This window comes from Rahnella sp. BCC 1045, assembly GCF_019049615.1.
GTDB lineage: Bacteria > Pseudomonadota > Gammaproteobacteria > Enterobacterales > Enterobacteriaceae > Rahnella > Rahnella contaminans.
In genome coordinates, this window is record NZ_JAFMOZ010000090.1 from 1 (window position 1) to 19,209 (window position 19,209).

The 19,209-nt window shown below is 52.3% G+C and carries 15 protein-coding genes; 9 read left to right on the forward strand and 6 right to left on the reverse strand.

Annotated elements, in window-relative coordinates; all coding sequences use genetic code 11:
- Positions 1 to 219 precede the first annotated feature (219 nt).
- From dinG to J1782_RS02875, 4 genes are all read left to right on the forward strand, one after another.
- Positions 220 to 2,394 (forward strand): ATP-dependent DNA helicase DinG, encoded by a 2,175-nt coding sequence (gene dinG / locus J1782_RS02860; protein ID WP_217152359.1) that lies wholly within the window; start codon positions 220 to 222, stop codon positions 2,392 to 2,394.
- A 61-nt stretch (positions 2,395 to 2,455) separates the two neighbouring features.
- On the forward strand, positions 2,456 to 3,418 hold the full coding sequence (gene ybiB / locus J1782_RS02865) for a DNA-binding protein YbiB (RefSeq protein ID WP_217152365.1): 963 nt from the start codon (positions 2,456 to 2,458) through the stop codon (positions 3,416 to 3,418).
- A gap of 320 nt (positions 3,419 to 3,738) precedes the next feature.
- Positions 3,739 to 4,080, forward strand: coding sequence for a zinc ribbon domain-containing protein YjdM (locus J1782_RS02870; RefSeq protein WP_217152370.1), 342 nt, complete (start codon positions 3,739 to 3,741; stop codon positions 4,078 to 4,080).
- Positions 4,081 to 4,191: 111 nt separating this feature from the next.
- The gene (locus J1782_RS02875) at positions 4,192 to 6,054 is read left to right on the forward strand and encodes a M3 family metallopeptidase (RefSeq protein ID WP_165058198.1); all 1,863 of its coding nucleotides are present in this window, start codon (positions 4,192 to 4,194) and stop codon (positions 6,052 to 6,054) included.
- 72 nt (positions 6,055 to 6,126) lie between these two features.
- Here J1782_RS02875 and J1782_RS02880 read toward each other — a convergent pair whose 3' ends face one another.
- Complete coding sequence (locus J1782_RS02880; RefSeq protein WP_217152372.1) at positions 6,127 to 6,759, reverse strand: flavin reductase family protein; 633 nt, start codon at positions 6,757 to 6,759, stop codon at positions 6,127 to 6,129.
- A 197-nt stretch (positions 6,760 to 6,956) separates the two neighbouring features.
- Between J1782_RS02880 and rlmF the strand changes: the two genes are divergently transcribed.
- From rlmF to J1782_RS02895, 3 genes are all read left to right on the forward strand, one after another.
- Positions 6,957 to 7,925, forward strand: a complete 969-nt coding sequence (rlmF, locus tag J1782_RS02885; protein WP_152324291.1) for a 23S rRNA (adenine(1618)-N(6))-methyltransferase RlmF — start codon at positions 6,957 to 6,959, stop codon at positions 7,923 to 7,925.
- Between the two features lie 339 nt (positions 7,926 to 8,264).
- Entirely contained in the window at positions 8,265 to 9,575 is a 1,311-nt protein-coding gene (locus J1782_RS02890) for a PAS domain-containing methyl-accepting chemotaxis protein (protein WP_165058195.1), read from the forward strand.
- 618 nt (positions 9,576 to 10,193) lie between these two features.
- Positions 10,194 to 10,463, forward strand: a complete 270-nt coding sequence (locus tag J1782_RS02895; protein WP_217152373.1) for a helix-turn-helix transcriptional regulator — start codon at positions 10,194 to 10,196, stop codon at positions 10,461 to 10,463.
- Between the two features lie 385 nt (positions 10,464 to 10,848).
- Here J1782_RS02895 and ybiO read toward each other — a convergent pair whose 3' ends face one another.
- From ybiO to J1782_RS02920, 5 genes are all read right to left on the reverse strand, one after another.
- Positions 10,849 to 13,074: a mechanosensitive channel protein gene (ybiO, locus tag J1782_RS02900; protein WP_217152374.1), complete on the reverse strand. Its 2,226-nt coding sequence runs from the start codon at positions 13,072 to 13,074 to the stop codon at positions 10,849 to 10,851.
- Positions 13,075 to 13,507: 433 nt separating this feature from the next.
- Entirely contained in the window at positions 13,508 to 14,230 is a 723-nt protein-coding gene (glnQ, locus tag J1782_RS02905; RefSeq protein WP_152324287.1) for a glutamine ABC transporter ATP-binding protein GlnQ, read from the reverse strand.
- A complete protein-coding gene (gene glnP / locus J1782_RS02910) occupies positions 14,227 to 14,886 on the reverse strand; it encodes a glutamine ABC transporter permease GlnP (RefSeq protein ID WP_152324286.1) in 660 nt (219 codons plus the stop codon). Before glnP ends, glnQ begins: the two co-directional genes overlap by 4 nt.
- Positions 14,887 to 14,996: 110 nt before the next feature.
- Positions 14,997 to 15,740 carry a glutamine ABC transporter substrate-binding protein GlnH gene (glnH, locus tag J1782_RS02915; RefSeq protein WP_152324285.1) on the reverse strand — a complete coding sequence of 248 codons (744 nt, stop codon included), beginning with the start codon at positions 15,738 to 15,740 and terminating at the stop codon, positions 14,997 to 14,999.
- A gap of 401 nt (positions 15,741 to 16,141) precedes the next feature.
- Positions 16,142 to 16,408, reverse strand: coding sequence for a DksA/TraR family C4-type zinc finger protein (locus J1782_RS02920; protein ID WP_165058188.1), 267 nt, complete (start codon positions 16,406 to 16,408; stop codon positions 16,142 to 16,144).
- A 484-nt stretch (positions 16,409 to 16,892) separates the two neighbouring features.
- Here J1782_RS02920 and J1782_RS02925 point away from each other — a divergent pair, with 484 nt between their 5' ends.
- Positions 16,893 to 17,879 (forward strand): KpsF/GutQ family sugar-phosphate isomerase, encoded by a 987-nt coding sequence (locus tag J1782_RS02925; protein ID WP_217152375.1) that lies wholly within the window; start codon positions 16,893 to 16,895, stop codon positions 17,877 to 17,879.
- A 196-nt stretch (positions 17,880 to 18,075) separates the two neighbouring features.
- Complete coding sequence (locus J1782_RS02930; protein ID WP_371819738.1) at positions 18,076 to 19,164, forward strand: capsule biosynthesis protein; 1,089 nt, start codon at positions 18,076 to 18,078, stop codon at positions 19,162 to 19,164.
- Positions 19,165 to 19,209: the final 45 nt, after the last annotated feature.

A 19,209-nucleotide genomic window follows, 5' to 3' on the forward strand; every position in this document is an offset into this window, starting at 1 on the left:
TTCCGCATCGGTTGGGAATTTTCTTAGCGAGGATTTTTTACCGTAGATTTGTGATCAATTTATGACAATCAGAAATGAACTTTTCTTTTTTTTACAAGTCCTCCACTTTTTATGCCGAATTATAAGGCGAATTTCGTCGTGATTTCGGGCTGCGCCAGAGGCGGGTCTGTGTGACAATAGACCCCAACATTCCTGTCCCGACGTACAAAAAAGAGATGCATGGCGCTTTCCCCCGCAGTAAAAAATCAGATAAGCCAGTGGTATAAAGCCCTGCAACAGCAAATTCCGGATTTCATTCCCCGTGCTCCGCAACGCGAGATGATTGCGGAGGTGGCGAAAGTTTTCTCCGGTGATTCTGCCCGGCATCTGGCCATCGAGGCGCCGACCGGCGTCGGGAAAACGCTGTCCTACCTCATCCCTGGCATTGCCGTCAGCCGCGAAGAAGAAAAGCCGCTGATTGTCAGCACGGCCAACGTGGCGTTGCAGGATCAAATTTTCAGTAAAGATTTACCCCTGCTGAAAAAAATCATTCCCGACCTGAAATTTACCGGCGCTTTCGGGCGCGGGCGCTACGTTTGTCCGCGCAATCTGGCGGCGATGAGCAATGAAAACGCGCAGGGCGATCTGGGATTATTTCTCGGCGATGAACTTGCGCCTTCCAGCGGTGAAGAACAGAAACTGTCTAAAACGCTGGAAACTGCGCTCTCACGCTACGAGTGGGACGGTTTGCGCGATCACTACCAGAAAACCATCGACGATCCGTTATGGATAAAAATCAGCACTGACAAAGCCAACTGCCTGAGCCGTAACTGTCACTATTTCCGCGAATGCCCGTATTTCGTGGCGCGAAAAGAGATTGAAAGCGCCGATGTGGTGGTCACTAACCATGCGCTGGTGATGGCGGCGCTGGAATCTGAATCCGTGCTTCCGCCGGCCAAAGATTTGCTGCTGGTGCTCGACGAAGGCCACCATCTGCCGGAAGTCGCACGCGATGCGCTGGAAGTGGACGCTGAAATTACGGCCGTCTGGAACCACCTGCAACTGGACAATTTTGTGCGCCAGATTGAGCAATGTCTGGCGCTGTTCACCCCGAAAAATCCGCCGCCGCTGACCAGCGCCGAGCGTCTGCATAATCACTGTGCGGAAATGCGCGAACTGCTGCTGTCGATTGAACAAACAGTAGGCCAGTACTTGCCGCCGGATGAGCCGGAAGCCGAATACCGTTTCGAACTGGGAATGTTGCCTGCGGAGCTGACAGAGCAGTGCAGCCGCCTGTTTAAGCTGACCGACGGGCTGCGCAGTCTGGCGGAATTCATGGTGAACGACCTCAGCGAAAAAACCGGTAAACACGACATCATGCGTCTGCACCGGGCGATTTTGCACATGAGCCGCATGCAGGGTTATCTCGAAACGATGAGCAAACTGTGGCGGCTGGCGGCGCTGGACAAAGCGTCAAACGCGCCAATCGGCAAGTGGGTCACGCGTACATATTTTGATAACCAGACGCATCTGGTGTTTCACTGCGCGGGTATACGCGTCAGCGAACAGCTGGAAAAAATGCTGTGGCGCAAAGTGCCGCACGTGGTGGTGACGTCCGCAACGTTGCGTTCGCTCAACAGTTTCTCGCGCATTCAGGAAATGAGCGGGCTGAACGAAAAAGCGGGCGACCGTTTTATCAGCCTGGATTCTCCGTTCAATCACGTGACGCAGGGCAAACTGGTGATCCCGCAAATGACGCTTGAGCCGGTTCTGGCGAACGAAGCGGCGCATTTGCAGGAGATGGCAGATTTCTTCCGCACGGAGCTGGCGAAAGGGAAACATACCGGCCAGCTGGTGTTGTTCGCCAGTAACCGCGCCCTGCAACAGTTCGTCTCACTGCTGCCGGATCTGCGCCTGATGCTGCTGGTACAGGGCGATCAGCCGCGCTATCGTCTGGTCGAGGAACACCGCAAACGTGTTTCTGCGGGCACCACCAGCGTGCTGATTGGCCTGCAATCCTTCGCCGAAGGGCTGGATCTGAAAGGTGAATTGCTCACGCAGGTGCATATTCATAAAATTGCGTTCCCGCCGGTGGACAGCCCGGTGATTCTGACGGAAGGCGAATGGCTGAAAACGCTGAAGCGTTACCCGTTTGAAGTGCAAAGTCTGCCGAGCGCGTCTTTCAACCTGATCCAGCAGGTCGGGCGATTGATCCGCAGCCATGAATGCACTGGCGAAATTGTGATTTACGACCGCCGCTTGCTGACCAAAAGCTACGGTTCGCGCCTGCTGGCGGCTCTGCCGGTGTTCCCGATTGAGCAACCTGAAATGCCCGCGCCGGGGTCGGTTAAACGTCCGGATCTCCTTAAAACCGCGAAAAAAGAGCCCGCTCGTCGCCGTATGCGCCGCCGGTGATTTTTCTCGCAAGGTCTTGTTTACCCTGAATAAGCAGTTGAACTGATAAGGTAACGGTACGATGGATTACACCAAACTCATCAAAGAAGTCGGACGCGGAAAAAACCATGCCCGCGATCTGGACCGGGAGCAGTCGCACGCGCTGTATCGTGAAATCCTCGCCGGTGACGTACCTGATTTACAGCTCGGCGCGCTGCTGATTGCGTTCCGAATCAAAGGTGAAGCCGAGGAAGAAATGCTCGGTTTTTACAGCGCGATGGAAGCGTTTGTGATGCGCCTTCAGGCACCCAAAAATCGCCCGCTTCCGGTGGTGATCCCGACCTATAACGGCGCGCGGAAACAGGCGAACCTCACGCCGCTGCTGGCGGTTCTGCTCAGCCGGCTGGGTTTACCGGTGCTGGTTCACGGCGTAGACGAAGACCCGATGCGTATCACCAGCGCTGAGATTTTCCGCGCGCTGGGTATCGACGCCGCCCGGTCTCAGGAGCAGGCCCAGCAGCAACTCGATGCAGCCAACGCGCCGGTGTTTGTGCCGGTTTCCGTTCTGTGCCCGCCCATTGAAAAACAGCTGGCCCTGCGCTGGCAGATGGGCGTACGCAACAGCAGTCATACGCTGGCAAAACTCATTACGCCATTTGTCGGGCAGGATTCACTGCGCTTATCCAGCGTTTCTCACCCGGAATATGTGCAGCGCGTTTCCTCATTCTTTCGCCAGATCGACGGTCGCGCTTTGCTGACGCAAGGGACTGAAGGTGAAGTGTATGCGAACCCGTCACGTTTCCCGCAGACGCACTTTATCGCTGGTGGTGAACTGAGTGTGCTGGCGGAGAAGGAAGAGATTTTTGCTGCGGATGTACCGGCCGGCAAAGATGTCGAAACGACCGTGAACTACATTCAGGAATGTCTGAAGGGGGAACGCGCTATCCCGCAGGCTATTATCACGCAGATGGCGTGTTGTCTGGTCGCCGCAGAAATTTGTGGCGATATGGCCGAAGCCAAAATGATTGTGGATCAGATTTTTTAAAAGCCCCAATGAGCTCAGTTAGCTCCTCCCCCCGCGAAGGGGGAGGCGGGGAGGGGGTATTAAGGTCAAAACTGTAGTCAATGCATACTTCAAAATTTTTAGTTTTTCTTTAATACCCCACCCCAACCCTCCCCTTCGCAGGGGAGGGAGCTTAAAAAGCCATATTTATCATCGAGAAATTCACTCCATATGCTTGTCTCATTTCCCCAAAATCTCCCTTACCCTGTTCAAAAGTGTGGTTAAACGCTAAAATAAAGGAACTACGGAATCTATTTACTGATTTCATTCGTTTTTTTATAAAGTTTTATGGAGATTTAAATATGGAAACGTTGCCAGCTTGCCCGACATGTCAGTCCGAATTCACCTGGCAGGACGGTGAAATGCTTAACTGTCCTGAATGTGGCCATGTCTGGTCAATGAACAGCGATCCGGCGGGTGATGACGATACACTGAAGGTCGTGGATGCAAACGGTAATCTGCTGGCGGACGGTGATTCCGTTACGGTAATCAAAGACCTGAAAGTGAAAGGTAGCTCTTCCATGCTGAAAATCGGTACCAAAGTGAAAGGCATCCGTCGGGTCGAAGGCGATCACAATATAGATTGCAAAATTGACGGTTTTGGGCAGATGAAACTCAAATCTGAGTTTGTTAAGAAAAACTAATCCCAAATTCTGAAGCCTGCCCGCATTCAGCGGTTTTGCCATATCGACAGAACCGCTGACTGAACATACACTCAATGTAAAATCTCTTTAACATTCAGCAGAGAAGATTACATGAAACAGGCTCAGGACTATTTTAACGCCCTCAATCACGACTATCTCGAAGTCCACCGGAACAAAGAAAATCTGTTCTGGCAAAACTATATGGGCACCGGCGATGAAAATGTCTCCCGTGCTTTCTCCGCTGCCGAAACGGCTTATAAACGCTTTATCTCCGAACCGACCCGCCCCGCGCAGTTGCGTGAGGTCATCGCTCGTCTCGAAAAACAAACGCCGGATGCAGAACGTGATGCGCTGTTGCATGGCCTGCGCGGCTGGCTGAGTTTCTTCGACTGCAACGTCATCGAAGACCCTGAAGCGCTGGCGCTGCTTGATGAAATCATTCAGGCGGAATCCGCTCTGTTTAGCAAACGTAAGCAGTACCGCATGACGCACATCAACAGCAAGGGCGAGCGCGTCAATGCCTCGCTGGGTGAGCTGCTGACCAATCAGGCGAACAACGAAAATGAAGCGTACCGCCGCAGTTCTCAAAACGCCTTACGTGAGTTGGAAGAGTGGCTGCTGCATAACGGTTTGCCGCAGCTGATCAGCCTGCGTAACCGCTTTGCGCGTCAGCTGGGTTATCGCAATTACTTCGACTACAAAGTCAATAAAACCGAGCGCATGTCACCGGAACAGCTATTCGCCATCCTCGACCGGTTCGAAGAGCAGACGCGTGAGAGCAACACGCGCAGCCTTAATGAGCTGGTGGCGCGTGAAGGTGACGCCGCGCTGCTGCCGTGGAATATTCGTTTCGCCAGCGCCGGTGACGTCACCCGCCAGCTCGATCCTTACTTCCCGTTTGCCGATTCCCTGCGTCGCTGGATTGACAGCTTCAAGCGCCTGAATATCGGCTTTAACGGCGCAGAAATGCAGCTGGATTTGCTGGTGCGGGAAGGCAAATTTGAGAATGGTTTTATGCACGGACCGGTGCCACCGTTTTATGACAACGGCAAATGGGTGCCTGCGGTGATTAACTTCACCAGTCTGGCAAAACCGGATCAGATTGGCAGCGGTGCGAGCGGGCTGAATACGCTGTTCCACGAAGGCGGCCACGCGGCACATTTTGCCAATATCCGCCAGAATGCGCCATGCTTCTCACAGGAATTCCCGCCAACGTCTATGGCCTACGCCGAAACGCAGTCGATGTTCTGCGACAGCCTGCTGGAAGACGCGGACTGGCTGAAACGTTATGCGAAAAACACCGCCGGTGAGCCGGTGCCGGATGAACTGATTCACGCCAGTATCGAAGCCCGCCAGCCAATGCGTTCCTTTAACGAGCGCCATATTCTGCTGGTGCCGTATTTCGAATGGCAGCTTTATCAGTGGCCGGATGAAAAACGCACACCGGAAGCCATGATCGCGCTGGCGCGTGACGTAGAAACCCATATCCTCGGCGTGACCGGTAGCCCGCGTCCGACGCTGGCGATACCGCATTTGCTGTCGATGGAATCCGCCTGTTCTTATCAGGGCTATCTGCTGGCAATGATGGCCGTAGAACAGACGCGCGCTTTCTTCCTTAAACGTGACGGTTACCTGACCGATAACCCGGCGATTGGCCCGGATCTGGCGAAGCATTACTGGACGCCTGGCAACAGTATTAGTCACGACGAGACCTTACGCAGCCTGACCGGTGAGGGCTTCAATCCGGATTATCTGGCGCAGGCGTGTAATCAGACGGTAGACGCCGCGTGGGAAGATGCTCAGCGCACAATCACAGGCGCTTCTGAACGCGAACAGCCGGAAGCCGATTTCGATCTCAACGTGCATATTCGCGTGGCAGACGGGAAACGTATCCTGGCGGACAGCGCCGACGGCGATGAGGCTATGTGCCAGGATTTTGCGGATTTTGTGGATCAGAATTACGGATCGAAATAACCGCGGCATAACGTAAAAAACCGCCATCTGGTGCTGAACCGGTGGCGGTTTTTTTATGGGTTAAATCAGCGGTTATTGGCGGGCGTCAGGGCGTATTAAATCGAACCGCAAATCTTCCGAAATGCCGTAGTAAGCCGAAGGGCCACCGGCACGCAGAACCGGCTCGGCGAGGGCGGTCTGATAAACACCGTCAACCAGCAGGTGCGGCGCGATATGTACGGCAACGACTTCGCCCAGCACCAGCCAGGTATCGATATCCTCACCTGTCGCCGTTTTTAACTGAATACACTGCGTCAGTTTGCATTCAAAATTCACCGGACTTTCCAGCACGCGATCGGCCGCCACAATCTTGCCCGGCTGCGGCGTCAGGCCGGCAAACGCAAATTCATCTTCGCCACGTTCCAGCGTGGCCGAGCTTTCATTCATTCTGACCGCCAGCGGGCGCGTGGTCAGGTTCCAGACAAACTCGCCGGTTTCGACGATATTCGCCACGCTGTCTTTCCAGCCGCTACTGGCGAAACCAATGATCGGAGGGCGATAATTGAAGCAGTTAAAAAAGCTGTAAGGTGCCAGATTTCGCTGACCGGCCGCATTGCGCGAGGAGATCCAGCCAATCGGACGCGGGCCGACAATGGCGTTCAACGGGTCATGCGGCAGGCCGTGACCGCTTGCGGGTTCGTAATAATAACGATCATCAACGCTCATGATATTCCTCAGTTAAAAGATTCATCAAAACACTGATTTGTACATTACCCGTTTTAAACAGGCGCTGAGCGTTTTTATGTGCCCGGATGCGCGCGGCAGGCTGCCCCGGTTTGTGTTATCTTGTGCGCCATTAATGAATATCAACGCCCCATCGCATGCTTTGTGCGTCGCGCAACACCTTTCGGAGAGTCAATCAGGTGGAAAAAAAGAAAGTCTTCCCTCAGGAAAAAAGCGGTCTTCACCCGCGAAATCGTCATCGCAGCCGCTATGATTTCCCGGCCCTGATTGCCAGCAGCCCGGAACTGGCACCGTTTGTCAGTGAAAATAAATGGGGCGATTTGTCTGTCGATTTCGCCAATCCGCAGGCTGTAAAAGCGCTGAACCGTGCTTTGCTCCGTGATTGCTATCAGATTGAAAACTGGGACATTCCTGCAGATTATCTTTGCCCGCCAATTCCTGGGCGCGCTGATTATGTTCACCATCTGGCTGATTTGCTGGCCAGCTGCAACAACGGCAATATCCCGCAGGGTAAAGACATTTCGGTGCTGGATATCGGTGTGGGCGCGAACTGTATTTATCCGATTATCGGCCTGCGCGAATACGGCTGGCGTTTCACCGCCAGTGAGATTGACCCGGTTTCGATGGCTGCCGCGAAAAAAATTGTCGCGACCAACCCGCAACTGACCAATCAGGTACGTTTCCGTTTGCAGGCGAAACCGCCGCGTATTCTCGACACCATTATTCGTCACGATGAGCGTTATGATGCCGTGCTGTGCAACCCGCCGTTCCATGCGTCGGCGGCAGATGCGGCGTCAGGCAGCCAGCGTAAACGTCAGAATCTGGGTCTGGATCGCCGTGCCGGTACGGCGGATCTGAATTTCGGCGGTCAGCACAACGAACTGTGGTGTGAAGGCGGCGAAGAAGCGTTTGTTGTCCGCATGGCGGAAGAAAGCGCCGGTAAAGCACAGAACTGTTTCTGGTACACCGTGCTGGTGTCCAAAAAAACAACACTTCCTCTACTGTATGACGCGCTCAACGAAGAGGGGGTGACGGATATCCGCACCATCGAGATGACGCAGGGGAATAAAATCAGCCGCTTCGTCGCCTGGACCTTCCTGACGCCATCGCAGCAAAAAAGTTGGGCGATTAAGCGCTGGTCAGTTTGATCACATTGTAATCTTCTTTATTCCAGCCTGTTATTCTGACGAAAAACAGGCTGGAAAAAATACTCCTGCATGACCTTTCTTTTTCATTGGATTAAATTATGCTTAATTCACTATAAGAAAGTTGATTAATTATCCTGGTAATGATTTATCGCGTGACTTTATTTAACGCGTTTTGTTTTGCTTCAGCAAACCTTCCTGCAACCCGCCCAGGGGTCAGACTAATGTTCTGTGAGTTATCGTTATTTGACGAATAACCCACAGGGATTAGCACGTGCGTATTTTTTAAATTAATTGCGACCACGCATTAATTCACGTTATCAGCCACAGGGTGTCTGTCCTATGCAATTATTTTCTCATCAGTTTAGTACGGCATGGCGTGATAAATTCGCAGCACTTCAGGACGCTGTCCCGATGATTGTCTTCACGCCAGAGGGCGTGGTGCTTGAGGTCAATGACCTGTTCCTGAAAGGCATGGGCTACAACAGGCAGGAAGTCGTCGGCCAGCCTCACCGGATTTTCTGCACGCCAGAGTTCGTTGCCAGCGATGCCTATCGCTTGCATTGGGAAGGTTTACGGCAGGGAAAGTCCATCAGCGGAAATATTAAACGTGTACATAAAAGTGGAAAATTAATCTGGCTCGAAGCCACTTATGTTCCTGTTAAAAATAAACAAGGCAAAGTCACTGAAATAATTAAAATTGCCAGTGATGTCTCTGAAAGAATTACAGAATCGCACGAGCATCAGGGGATTTTACAAGCACTTGACCGTTCAATGGCACTGATTACCTTTACCCCGGAAGGTAATGTGATTTCTGCAAACAATAACTTCCTGAAAGTCATGGGTTATTCTCTGCAACAAATTAAAGGCCACTCTCATGCGATGTTTTGTCTGCCGAAGTTTGGTGATACCCACGAATATAAAAATCACTGGCAGCGTCTGCGTAACGGTGAATTCATCCTCGGGCGTTTCGAGCGGATGAACGGTCGCGGCCAGGCGATCTGGCTGGAAGCCAGCTATAACCCGGTCATGGATGATGACGGCAAGGTGTTGAAAATCGTCAAAATCGCTCAGGATATTACCAGCCAGATGGCGCAGCAGCGTCAGCAGGAAAGCATGATGACGCACGTGCATGAGCTTTCCCTGACAACGGATAAAACCGCTGCCGAAGGGGTCACCATCGTCCAGAAAGCGGTGGAGGATATGCAGGAAGTCGAAGCGCTGGCGCGCCGCACGTCGGACATTATCGGTCAGCTCGGCCAAACCTCAGAACGGATTGGTGAGATGGTGGATACCATCCGGCGCATCTCGTCGCAAACCAATTTACTGGCGATTAACGCCACCATCGAAGCCGCGCACGCGGGCGAACAGGGCAGGGGATTTGCCGTGGTTGCCGGTGAAGTACGTTCGCTGGCAGATCAGTCACGGAAAGCCGCCGTGGAGATTGACCAATTGACGCAAAGTATCCGCGACGGTGTGATGGCGGCGATTGATGGTATGGGAAATTGCGTCAATCGTGCCGGCGGCGGGGTTGCGCTCAGCCGTAATGCGGGTGATGTGATCAATCAGGTCAATCTGGGCATGCAGGATCTGGTACGAATGATGGCGGAGTTTTCCGTTATCACGGGGGATCAGGGGCAAACGAGGCATTGATTGCAGGAGGTCGCTGCACCGGGGCGGCTAACCGATCTTTTTCTCACTTGCAGTGAAGGCGGGATCGAGAGGATTTCGGTTTTTCACTGGCCGTGAGGGCTGAATTGTGAAAATTTCGGTTTTTCACTGGCCGTGAGGGCTGATTTGAGAAAGTTTCGGTTTCTCACGTGCGGTGATCGCTTAACGCGCTGTGGCGAAACCGCCCAAGAGAGGAAAGTGCTTTCCCTCTCTTGGATCTCTCCCCGCTTTTACAACACGCGCTATCGCTTGCTGGCTATGTTCCAGATACCACAATGACAGGCTGGAAATCTTGCCGCTGCGCGGTGCCTTCTCCCGGTCCTGAAGCCATAGGTCTTCAGGCCGCTCCGTTCAGCAAGATTTCTGAATCGCCCTCGGGCAAAGAGCCTGTCTCTGATGTAACTCCATGTAACGACTTAAATTTACTCTGAATCAAGTTCTCAACTTCATGATTTCGCAATTGGCACGCGGTAAGTCATTACGGTATGATCACTTCGCTGCGGCTCATCCGCAGTTGGGAGTTGCGGCCCAGATTACTGGAGGTAAAGAACGTTCAACGTGATCGTTTCGTCAATTTGTCCTCTGTAATGGAAGTGTCCAATGAAAACTTATACCGACTGGCACCAGGCCGACATTATTGCTGCTCTGCGTAAGCAGGGAACAACGCTTGCCGCCGTTTCACGCGCAGCGGGTTTACCCTCTTCAACCCTGTCTAATGCGTTATCACGTCCGTGGCCGAAAGGCGAAATGCTGATTGCTTCAGCACTCAATATTCCACCCGCACAAATCTGGCCTAGCCGCTATTTTGATGCGCATGGCCAACTCATCAGCAAGACATTAAGAAATCTCCACGACAAATCAAGAGAATAGTTTTTTGAATTTGTCGAATGGCGCGCTCAAAAATGGCAATCACATCTCTTAAAGATGGAAAACAGTCTTCTTTTGAATTTAAGATCGTGCGGGCGATTCAGAAATTTTGCTGAACGGAGCGGCCTGAAGACCTATGGCTTCAGGACCGAGAGAAGGCACCGCGCAGCGGCAAGATTTCCAGCCTGTCACGGTGGTAACTGGAACATAGCCAGCAAGCGAAGCGCGGAGTAAAAAGCGAGGGGAAATCCAAAAGGGGAAAAGCACTTTCCCCTTTTGGGCGGTTTCGGCGCGAGAGCCCGCGCGATCACCGCACTCTAAAAACCGAAATATTCTCGATCAAGCCCCACGGCGAGTGAAGAAACCGAAATAATCTCGGTTGAAGGTTTTAAGGCTTAAAGCCGGTTTGTACTGTAGCCAGCTGCGATGCAGCTTCATCGGCATAAAGTTGAACCGCCTGCCTCGGCATCTCAATCCCTGCGGCGGCAAAGTGATTCTTCACCAGTCTGTCCAGCGCATACTGCACGGTCCACTGTTCCAGCGCTTTTGTGCGCACCAGCACCCGCAGGGTGAAGAACTGATCGCCTAATCCCACGACACCCTGATAAGTCGGTTCGCCGAGCAATAACGGTTTGATGCTTTCATCCTGTTGCAGCGCTTCTACGGCCTTACGCAGGACGGCGTTGGCGGCGTCCACATCTTCATTGCGGCTGACGTTATAGCTGGCGCGGTAGACGCCAAACTCACGTTCATAATTCGAAAGCGTCGTTATCGAAGAGTAGGGAACGATGTGATACACGCCATAGATATCGCGCAGGCCAATCGAGCGGATGGTCATGCGCTCAACCGTGCCGCTGATGCCCATCACCGTGACGTATTCGCCGGTATTCATACCATTTTCGAACTGGATGAAAATACCGGTGATCACGTCTTTCACCAGCGTTTGCGCACCGAAACTGACGGCCAGACCGAGCGCACCGGCACCGGCCAGCAGCGGGGCGATATTCAGCCCGACCTGCGAGAGCATGATCATAATGGTGATCGTACAAATCACGATCGCGAGGACGTTGCGGAACAGGGTCAGCAGCGTGCGCTCACGGGCGCTCGGACGTGCGCCGTTACTCAGTTCCTGCGCCAGACGATGTTCAATTACGCTGGCAAGTAACGTCCAGGCCACAATGGCGAAGCACAGAATAAACAGCATATGGCCCAGACCGCTGATCACTTTCCCGCCGGTCTCAGTCATAAACCATTTGTTGAGATGGAAAATCTGCCACGCGTCGAGCAGCGAGAGCGTCACGCTCAGCACCACCAGCACGCGGATGATTTTCAGACCCGCCGGAATGTACGAATTAATGCGCTTTTGCAGCAGCGGGTAACGGCGGTTAACGTCATCGGGCAGGGTGATCCGGCGGTTAATCCAGCGCGAAAGCAGGCCGGAGATCAGCGCGCCGATGCCGATAATCACCAGACTTTTAATCGTCGCGGCCATCATAAAGCGCAGACTTCCGGCGAAATCAAACTGCGAAAGGAAGAACAGCACCACGAAATAACTGACCGCCAGAAGATGCCAGACATGCCCGAGGGCGCGGAGAATGACGCTGAAAAATGCCATCGAGCGTTCAGCCAGCAGGTTGAATTCATGATGAATCGTGCGGCGGTTATGCAGAATCAGCCAGCTGGCGTAAACCGTCAGGGCCAGCATCACCACGAAATTTACCACAGCGGCGGTGGTGTAATTGATTTGTGTGGCAACCACCGGTACGCCGACCATCAGGGCGTAACCAATCAGCCCGCTGACCCACGCCAGACGGGTATTCCAGTAGCGCGCCGTGACATCCGCCAGCGGGAAAGGGCGCAGGTAGCTGAAGCCGGGCGCAAAGATCAGGCGCAAAACGGCTTTGAAGAATTCAATCACCGCAAAGGCGCTGAGGAACAAAGCCTGCAGGCGCGCAATCAGCGGGCTGCCGCCGTTGAAATATTGCGTGAACAAATTCCCGGCGGCGACAGTCAGCAGCAGAATACCGAGGTCAACTGCGAACGCCCCGATAATGCTGGCGGGCAGTTTGTACCAGTGGGCTTCTTTCAGTCGCGCATGATTTCCCCAACGCCCGAGGCGCAGATAAAGCGGCCCGATTAACCGGCGAATCAGATGGAAAAACGCAAAGGTCACGGCGACGGTCAGCAGAAAATACCCCAACGCCGGGAAGAAACGCGCGGCATTAAAATGATGCTGCGGGCCGGAATTGATGGTGTCTTTAAGCTGCTGTACACGCTTCATAAATCCGGAAGCGGTTTGCTGCGTGGTATCCACCAGCTGGTCAATCAGCGAAAGCTGTTCAGCCTGCGGTGCGGTGTTTTCGGCAGGCGCTTTTGCTGCCGGTGCGGTTCCGGCGGCTTCCCGCAGATGGGTAATCAGTTGGGCACGGGCTTTATCATCCTGAAGAATATCGGCCAGCGCGGCGTAAGAAGCTTTCTGTTGATCGGCGGCAGCGGGTTTTTCCTCAGCCGCATGGCTGAAGGCGCTGAACAGGGAGATTGTGATAAACAGCAGAGCTGAAAATATCGGTGTCTGGATGCGGTGAGCCAACGGAGTCCTGTCGTTATGCGGCATTGTTCCTCTCTCAAAATAGCGTTAGTCGGAAGTGTTGCTGCCCTAAGGGTAAAGCATCGGTGACGGTATTGTAGAAAAATTGTGGCAAAACGTTGTGGGGGGACGTGCCATAAGGGAATGATCGGCAGATCGAGTGTGTTGAAACTCACGGGCGATTCAGAAATCTTGCTGAACGGAGCGGCCTGAAGACCAAAGGCTTAGGACCAAGAGAAGGCATCGCGTAGCGGCAAGATTTCCAGCCTGTCACGGTGGTAACTGGAACATAGCCAGCAAGCGAAAGCGCGGAGTAAAAAGGCGAGGGGAAATCCAAAAGGGGAAAAGCACTTTCCCCTTTTGGGCGGTTTCGGCGCAGCGCGTTAAGCGATCACCGCACTTGAGAAACCGAAATAATTCCGGTCAGAGTTAAAAGCCGCTCTTGCCGCGGCCTTTGGCATCAGGAAACGTGTTGCAGGAACTCCCGCAGACGCTCACTCGGTGGATTATTCACCAGCTCTGCCGGTTTACCGTCTTCCGCAATACGCCCTTTATCGATGAAGATTAACCGTGATGCCACTTTCTCGGCGAAGCCGACTTCGTGGGTCACGATAACCATCGTCATGCCTTCTTCGGCCAGCTGCTTCATGACGGTCAGCACTTCATGACGCAGTTCCGGATCCAGCGCAGAGGTTGGTTCATCGAACAGCATCAGCTTAGGTTTCACCGCCAGCGCACGGGCGATTGCCACACGCTGCTGTTGCCCGCCAGAAAGTTCAGACGGATAGTGGTTACCACGCTCGGAAAGGCCGACTTTTGCCAGCAATTCTTTCGCCAGTTTATTGGCTTCATCTTTCGAGGCACCACGAACACGGATCGGGCCGAAAGCCACGTTTTCCAGCGCGGTCATGTGCGGGAACAGATAGAACTGCTGGAAAACCATACCGGCTTCCTGGCGGATCAGACGTTCGTCGACTTTCGGGTCATTCACTTTCAGGCCATCGACAATCAGCTCGCCGGACGTGATTTCTTCCAGCTTGTTGATGCAACGCAGCAAAGTGGATTTACCGGAACCGGAAGGCCCGATAATAACCACGACTTCACCCTGAGAAATGTTCAGATCGATGTCGTGGAGCACCTGGGTTTTACCAAAGTGTTTTGAGACGTTCTTGAATTCAATCATATAATTTTCAGTTTGCGTTCTAAGCGGCGCAGAACAAAGCTCAGAGCCAGCGTGATGATCAGATAGATAACGGCAACCGCACTCCAGATTTCCATGGCGCGGAAGTTACCGGCGATGATTTCCTGGCCCTGACGGGTCAGCTCGGCGACACCGATGACGATAAACAGCGAGGTATCTTTGATACTCACAATCCACTGGTTGCCCAGCGGTGGCAGCATGCGGCGCAACGCCAGCGGCATGATGATGTAACGCAGGGTCGCACGACGCGACAGACCCAGCGCCAGGCCCGCTTCGCGGAAACCATTATGGATGGACAACACGGCACCACGCGTAATTTCAGCGATGTACGCACCTGAGTTGATCATGATTGTCACCACCGCCGCGCTGAACGGGTCGATACGCAGATCGGGAACCATCATCGGCAGTGCGAAATAAATGAACATTACCTGTACGACAATAGGCGTACCGCGGATAAGCTCGATAAATACCAGTGCGATATTGCTGCTAAACCAGCCACCAAACGCGCGGGCAAAACCCGCAATCACACCAATAATCAGACCGCCAACCAGACCGAGGACCGAAATCCACAATGTCATCTTGGCGCCTTCGAGCAGGATAGGCAGAGCGGGCCAAATTACGCTCCAGTCAAACTGCATGGATTATCTCCTGGTAAAACAACAAACTGCGCCTGTCCGGAGAATTCCCCGTCAGGCGCTTCTTATCAAGTCAGATTTCTATATAGAGGAACGACTTAAATGAAAAAATCTTACTTAGGTTCAGTATCGAACCATTTTTTGTAGATTGCCGCGTAGGTACCATTCTCTTTGATGGTTTTCAGAGCCGCGTTGGCTTTCTCACGCAGGTCACTGCCTTGCGGGAAGGCGATACCGTATTGCTGACCAGCCAGTGAATCACCGACGGCCTTGAACTGGCCTTTACCGGCAGTTTTGATGAAGTACAGAATGTTCGGGGTGTCGTGCATCACAGCATCAGCACGGCCTGTACCCAGTTCCATGTAAGCGCTGTCGATGTTCGGGAACTGACGCAGATCTTTGGTCTGCACGTTGGCTTTCATGTAGTCAACGGAGCTGGTGCCGCTTTTCACTGCAACCACTTTGCCTTTCAGATCATTAACGCTTTTGATGGCGTCGTTGTTGCTCTTAACCATCACCATCAGGCCGCTGTTGTAGTAGCCGTCAGAGAAGTCGATCGCTTTTTTACGCTCTGGCGTAATGGTGATACCGGCCAGTGCCAGATCGATGTTGTGAGTTTGCAGGGCAGGGATGATGCCGCCGAAATCCATTGGTTTCAGTTCATAAGAGACTTTCATCTCTTTAGCGACCGCGTCCCACAGGTCGATATCGAAGCCGACATACTTGTCGCCTTGTTTGAATTCAAACGGTACAAACGCAGTGTCGGTAGCTACGATCAGTTTTTTGTCTGCTGCGTGTGAGCTAACGGCAAAGGCCAGGGTCAGCGCGGCCAGGGAAACTTTTAAGAGTGACTTCATCAGTGAATTTCCTTTGTACATATTATGGGAACGACCTTATGTTACGACGCTTAACTGCAAAATTCATGCCATTATTCATCTATATTTAAATTCAATGGCTTATCGTCTTGCTGAACCGTTCAAGCTGCGGATAAATCCGAGATTGCACACTTGTGGTGCATTGTTACATTTTGCAATGTTCTATCGTGGTGCATCGCGTCATCATTAACCAGATGTTGTATTTTAAACAATCATTAATTAACAATCATGCCATCCAAATGATAACTCGCTCTAACTTTTTCAGAACGTGCATAAAACCACTGCTCAATATTGAAGCAAATGTAAAGAGGGGAAGGGTGGGAACTGAGGAAAAACCGAGGTGGGTTGAACCATAATGGTGCAACCGGTCATAGGGAAAAAATCTAGCGCAGCTGGCTGTCTTTACTTCCACGGCGATTATATCCGGCGTGATCCTGCTGCTTTTTATCCAGCTCAGCCTGGCAGGTGACGCAATACTGAACGCCCTGAAGCGCTTTCCGGCGAGCTTCCGGAATCGGCTCCCCGCATTCCCGGCAGAAATGCTCACTTTCGCCGTGCCCAAGCGACTGACGAGCGCGGTCAACCGCATCATTGACTGTTGAATCTATCTGGTCCTGAACTGCGCCATCTTGCGCCCATCCGCTTGCCATGGTGACCTCCGAATGTTTATCAGATTTATTGGAAAGCAATCTCAGTATTAATCTGAAACGCTATTTTAAGAATAATTCTTAGCAGTGAAGATGATTTTTTTTGTAAAACAATGGGTTAATTGTTTTGTTTGTTAATGCTCTGCTTTTATTATAGCTCTGCGTTTACTAAGAGTTTTCTGATAAGATTTGTGTTATTTCGTGCCATATGTTAAAAAAACGCATGAATTGAATGAATGTATTTCTGTCATCAATTGTTCGTGTGAATATGTGCATATTTGTAACAGCTATTCTCCCCATGGACACCTTATTCAGGCCAGTTTGCGCTGACTTCTCATTCAATTCCCTTCTGCTGCATGGCAGCTGCAACTGGCCCGACTAAGAAATGGAATTCATCAGGACACATTTGCTTGATCGGCTAACCATTATAAGTACCCACTCTTTTGCATCGTGACGGAGTGAGTTTAATCCCAGGCAGGGTATTAAAGTGGCAGATAATCAGGTAGTTGGCGGCACGGCAGGTGCATCTTTACAGCCGGGTCTGATCGAATCCGTTCGCAGCACACTTTCCGAGCAGGCCGATGCGTTGCAACGCCTCTCTGCTCAGCTCGACAGCGTCCAGTATCAGAAAGCATTAAAACTGATTATGGAATGCAAAGGCCACGTCATCCTTTCTGGCATGGGAAAGTCAGGCCATGTGGGGCGTAAAATCTCCGCGACGCTGGCCTCGACCGGCACTCCAAGCTTCTTTATTCATCCGGCAGAAGCCTTTCATGGCGATCTGGGAATGATCACGCCGTATGACCTGCTGATCCTGATTTCAGCCAGCGGTGAAACGGACGAAATTCTCAAGCTCATTCCTTCTCTGCGTCAGTTCGGTAACCGGATTATCGCGATCACAAATCACAGCGCATCGACGCTGGCGAAATATGCTGACGCCACGCTTGAGCTGATGATGGAAAGCGAAAGCTGCCCGAATAATCTCGCGCCGACAACGTCAACGACGCTAACCATGGCAATTGGCGATGCGCTGGCCGTTGCCCTGATCCATCAGCGTAAATTCCTGCCGACGGATTTTGCACGTTATCACCCGGGCGGTTCTCTGGGCCGCCGTTTGCTGACCCGCGTAGCGGATGTCATGCAAACCAACGTGCCGACCATTCAGGAAGATACGGTGTTCCGCCAGGTGATCTCAGCAATTACCTGCGGGTGTCAGGGCATGGTGGCCGTTAATAATGTCCGGCAGCAACTGGTCGGAATTATTACTGACGGCGATTTACGCCGTTATATGGAAAAGAATGCACAGCTCGACAGCGCTTGTGCCGCCGACATGATGACCCGCTCGCCGCTGACATTACCGGCGGACATGATGATTACGGATGCAGAAACGCTGATGCAGAAACATCGGGTTTCCGTATTGCTGGTCACCAATAAAGAGAAAAACGTCGCCGGTCTGGTGCGCATTTTCGACTGAAATAATATTTGAAATAATTACGCACCGTGAGTATTCCGCAGGGGAAATAAGGCAGATTCACGGGACTTTTAATAAAGCACGACGCTAAAAGCGTGCTATTTGTCATGATGATAATAAATAAATGCTTATTGAAAAAATGAAGTCTGCCTGGCCCGGGGAACATATTGCCCGGGTTCGTCGATCTCCGCATTTTAGTATGGCTACGCTGAACCGCAATTTGGGCAAAATTGTGGTGGGATTGCCGATGGCGTTGCTGATTATCTATCTGGTGATTTTCAGCCATCCGCGTTATCTCAGCGAATCTACGGTTGCGATTAAAAGCTCAAACGACATCAGTGGCTCCAGTCTGAATGTCGGCTTGCTGCTGGGCGCTGCAAACCCAAGCACTGCTCAGGACGCAATGTATTTAAAAGAATACATAAACTCGCCTGACATGATGATGGCGCTCGATAAGCAACTCGACTTCCATTCTGCCTTTGCAAAGAGCGGCCTGGATTTCTTCTACCGTCTGCCAAAAGACGCGACAAGCGAACAATTCCTCAACTATTACCGCGACCGTATTTCCGTCACTTATGACGATAAAACGGGCCTGTTAACCATCGGCACGCAGGGTTTTACGCCTGAATTTGCCAAACAGTTCAACAATGCGGTTTTGAAAGAATCCGAACGCTTCATCAACGAAATCTCCCATAAGATTGCGCGTGACCAGCAAGCCTTTGCCGAAAAGGAAATGCTTGATGCGCGGGCGCGTCTGAACGTCAGCAAAACACAGTTACTGGCTTATCAGAACCAGAACAACATTCTTGATCCTGAAGCTCAGGCCGTGGCCGCCACCTCGCTGGTGAACACAATGGTCGGGCAAAAAATCCAGATGGAAGCCGAGTTGCGCAATCTGCTGACCTATCTGCGTGAAGATGCGCCGCAGGTGATCAGTGCGCAGAATGCGATTACGTCGCTGGGCAAACAGATTGATCAGGAAAAAAGCAAAATCACCGCGCCGGATGGCCGTCAGCTGAACAGCATGGCGGTTGATTTCGAAGAGATTAAGGCAAAAGTTCAGTTCGACACCGACCTGTACAAGCTCACGCTGACGTCGATTGAAAAGACCCGCGTCGAAGCCGCCCGCAAACTGAAAGTGCTGTCGGTGATCAGCTCGCCGCAACTGCCGCAGGAATCCAGCTTCCCGAATGTGCCTTACATGATTGCCAGCTGGCTGCTGGTCTGCTGCCTGCTGTTCGGGACGATCAAATTATTGCTGGCGGTCATCGATGACCACAAAGATTAATGCGGTTTGTTCCGCTGCCCTTTTAGCCTGAAGAATCGCACACAG

What these genes read in the sequence shown, in the direction of transcription:
- dinG (WP_217152359.1), top strand. Translation starts at nt 220, where the DNA reads ATGGCGCTTTCCCCCGCAGTAAAAAATCAGATAAGCCAGTGGTATAAA.
- ybiB (WP_217152365.1), top strand. Translation starts at nt 2,456, where the DNA reads ATGGATTACACCAAACTCATCAAAGAAGTCGGACGCGGAAAAAACCAT.
- J1782_RS02870 (WP_217152370.1), top strand. Translation starts at nt 3,739, where the DNA reads ATGGAAACGTTGCCAGCTTGCCCGACATGTCAGTCCGAATTCACCTGG.
- J1782_RS02875 (WP_165058198.1), top strand. Translation starts at nt 4,192, where the DNA reads ATGAAACAGGCTCAGGACTATTTTAACGCCCTCAATCACGACTATCTC.
- J1782_RS02880 (WP_217152372.1), bottom strand. Translation starts at nt 6,759, where the DNA reads ATGAGCGTTGATGATCGTTATTATTACGAACCCGCAAGCGGTCACGGC.
- J1782_RS02890 (WP_165058195.1), top strand. Translation starts at nt 8,265, where the DNA reads ATGCAATTATTTTCTCATCAGTTTAGTACGGCATGGCGTGATAAATTC.
- J1782_RS02895 (WP_217152373.1), top strand. Translation starts at nt 10,194, where the DNA reads ATGAAAACTTATACCGACTGGCACCAGGCCGACATTATTGCTGCTCTG.
- ybiO (WP_217152374.1), bottom strand. Translation starts at nt 13,074, where the DNA reads ATGCCGCATAACGACAGGACTCCGTTGGCTCACCGCATCCAGACACCG.
- glnQ (WP_152324287.1), bottom strand. Translation starts at nt 14,230, where the DNA reads ATGATTGAATTCAAGAACGTCTCAAAACACTTTGGTAAAACCCAGGTG.
- glnP (WP_152324286.1), bottom strand. Translation starts at nt 14,886, where the DNA reads ATGCAGTTTGACTGGAGCGTAATTTGGCCCGCTCTGCCTATCCTGCTC.
- glnH (WP_152324285.1), bottom strand. Translation starts at nt 15,740, where the DNA reads ATGAAGTCACTCTTAAAAGTTTCCCTGGCCGCGCTGACCCTGGCCTTT.
- J1782_RS02920 (WP_165058188.1), bottom strand. Translation starts at nt 16,408, where the DNA reads ATGGCAAGCGGATGGGCGCAAGATGGCGCAGTTCAGGACCAGATAGAT.
- J1782_RS02930 (WP_371819738.1), top strand. Translation starts at nt 18,076, where the DNA reads ATGGCTACGCTGAACCGCAATTTGGGCAAAATTGTGGTGGGATTGCCG.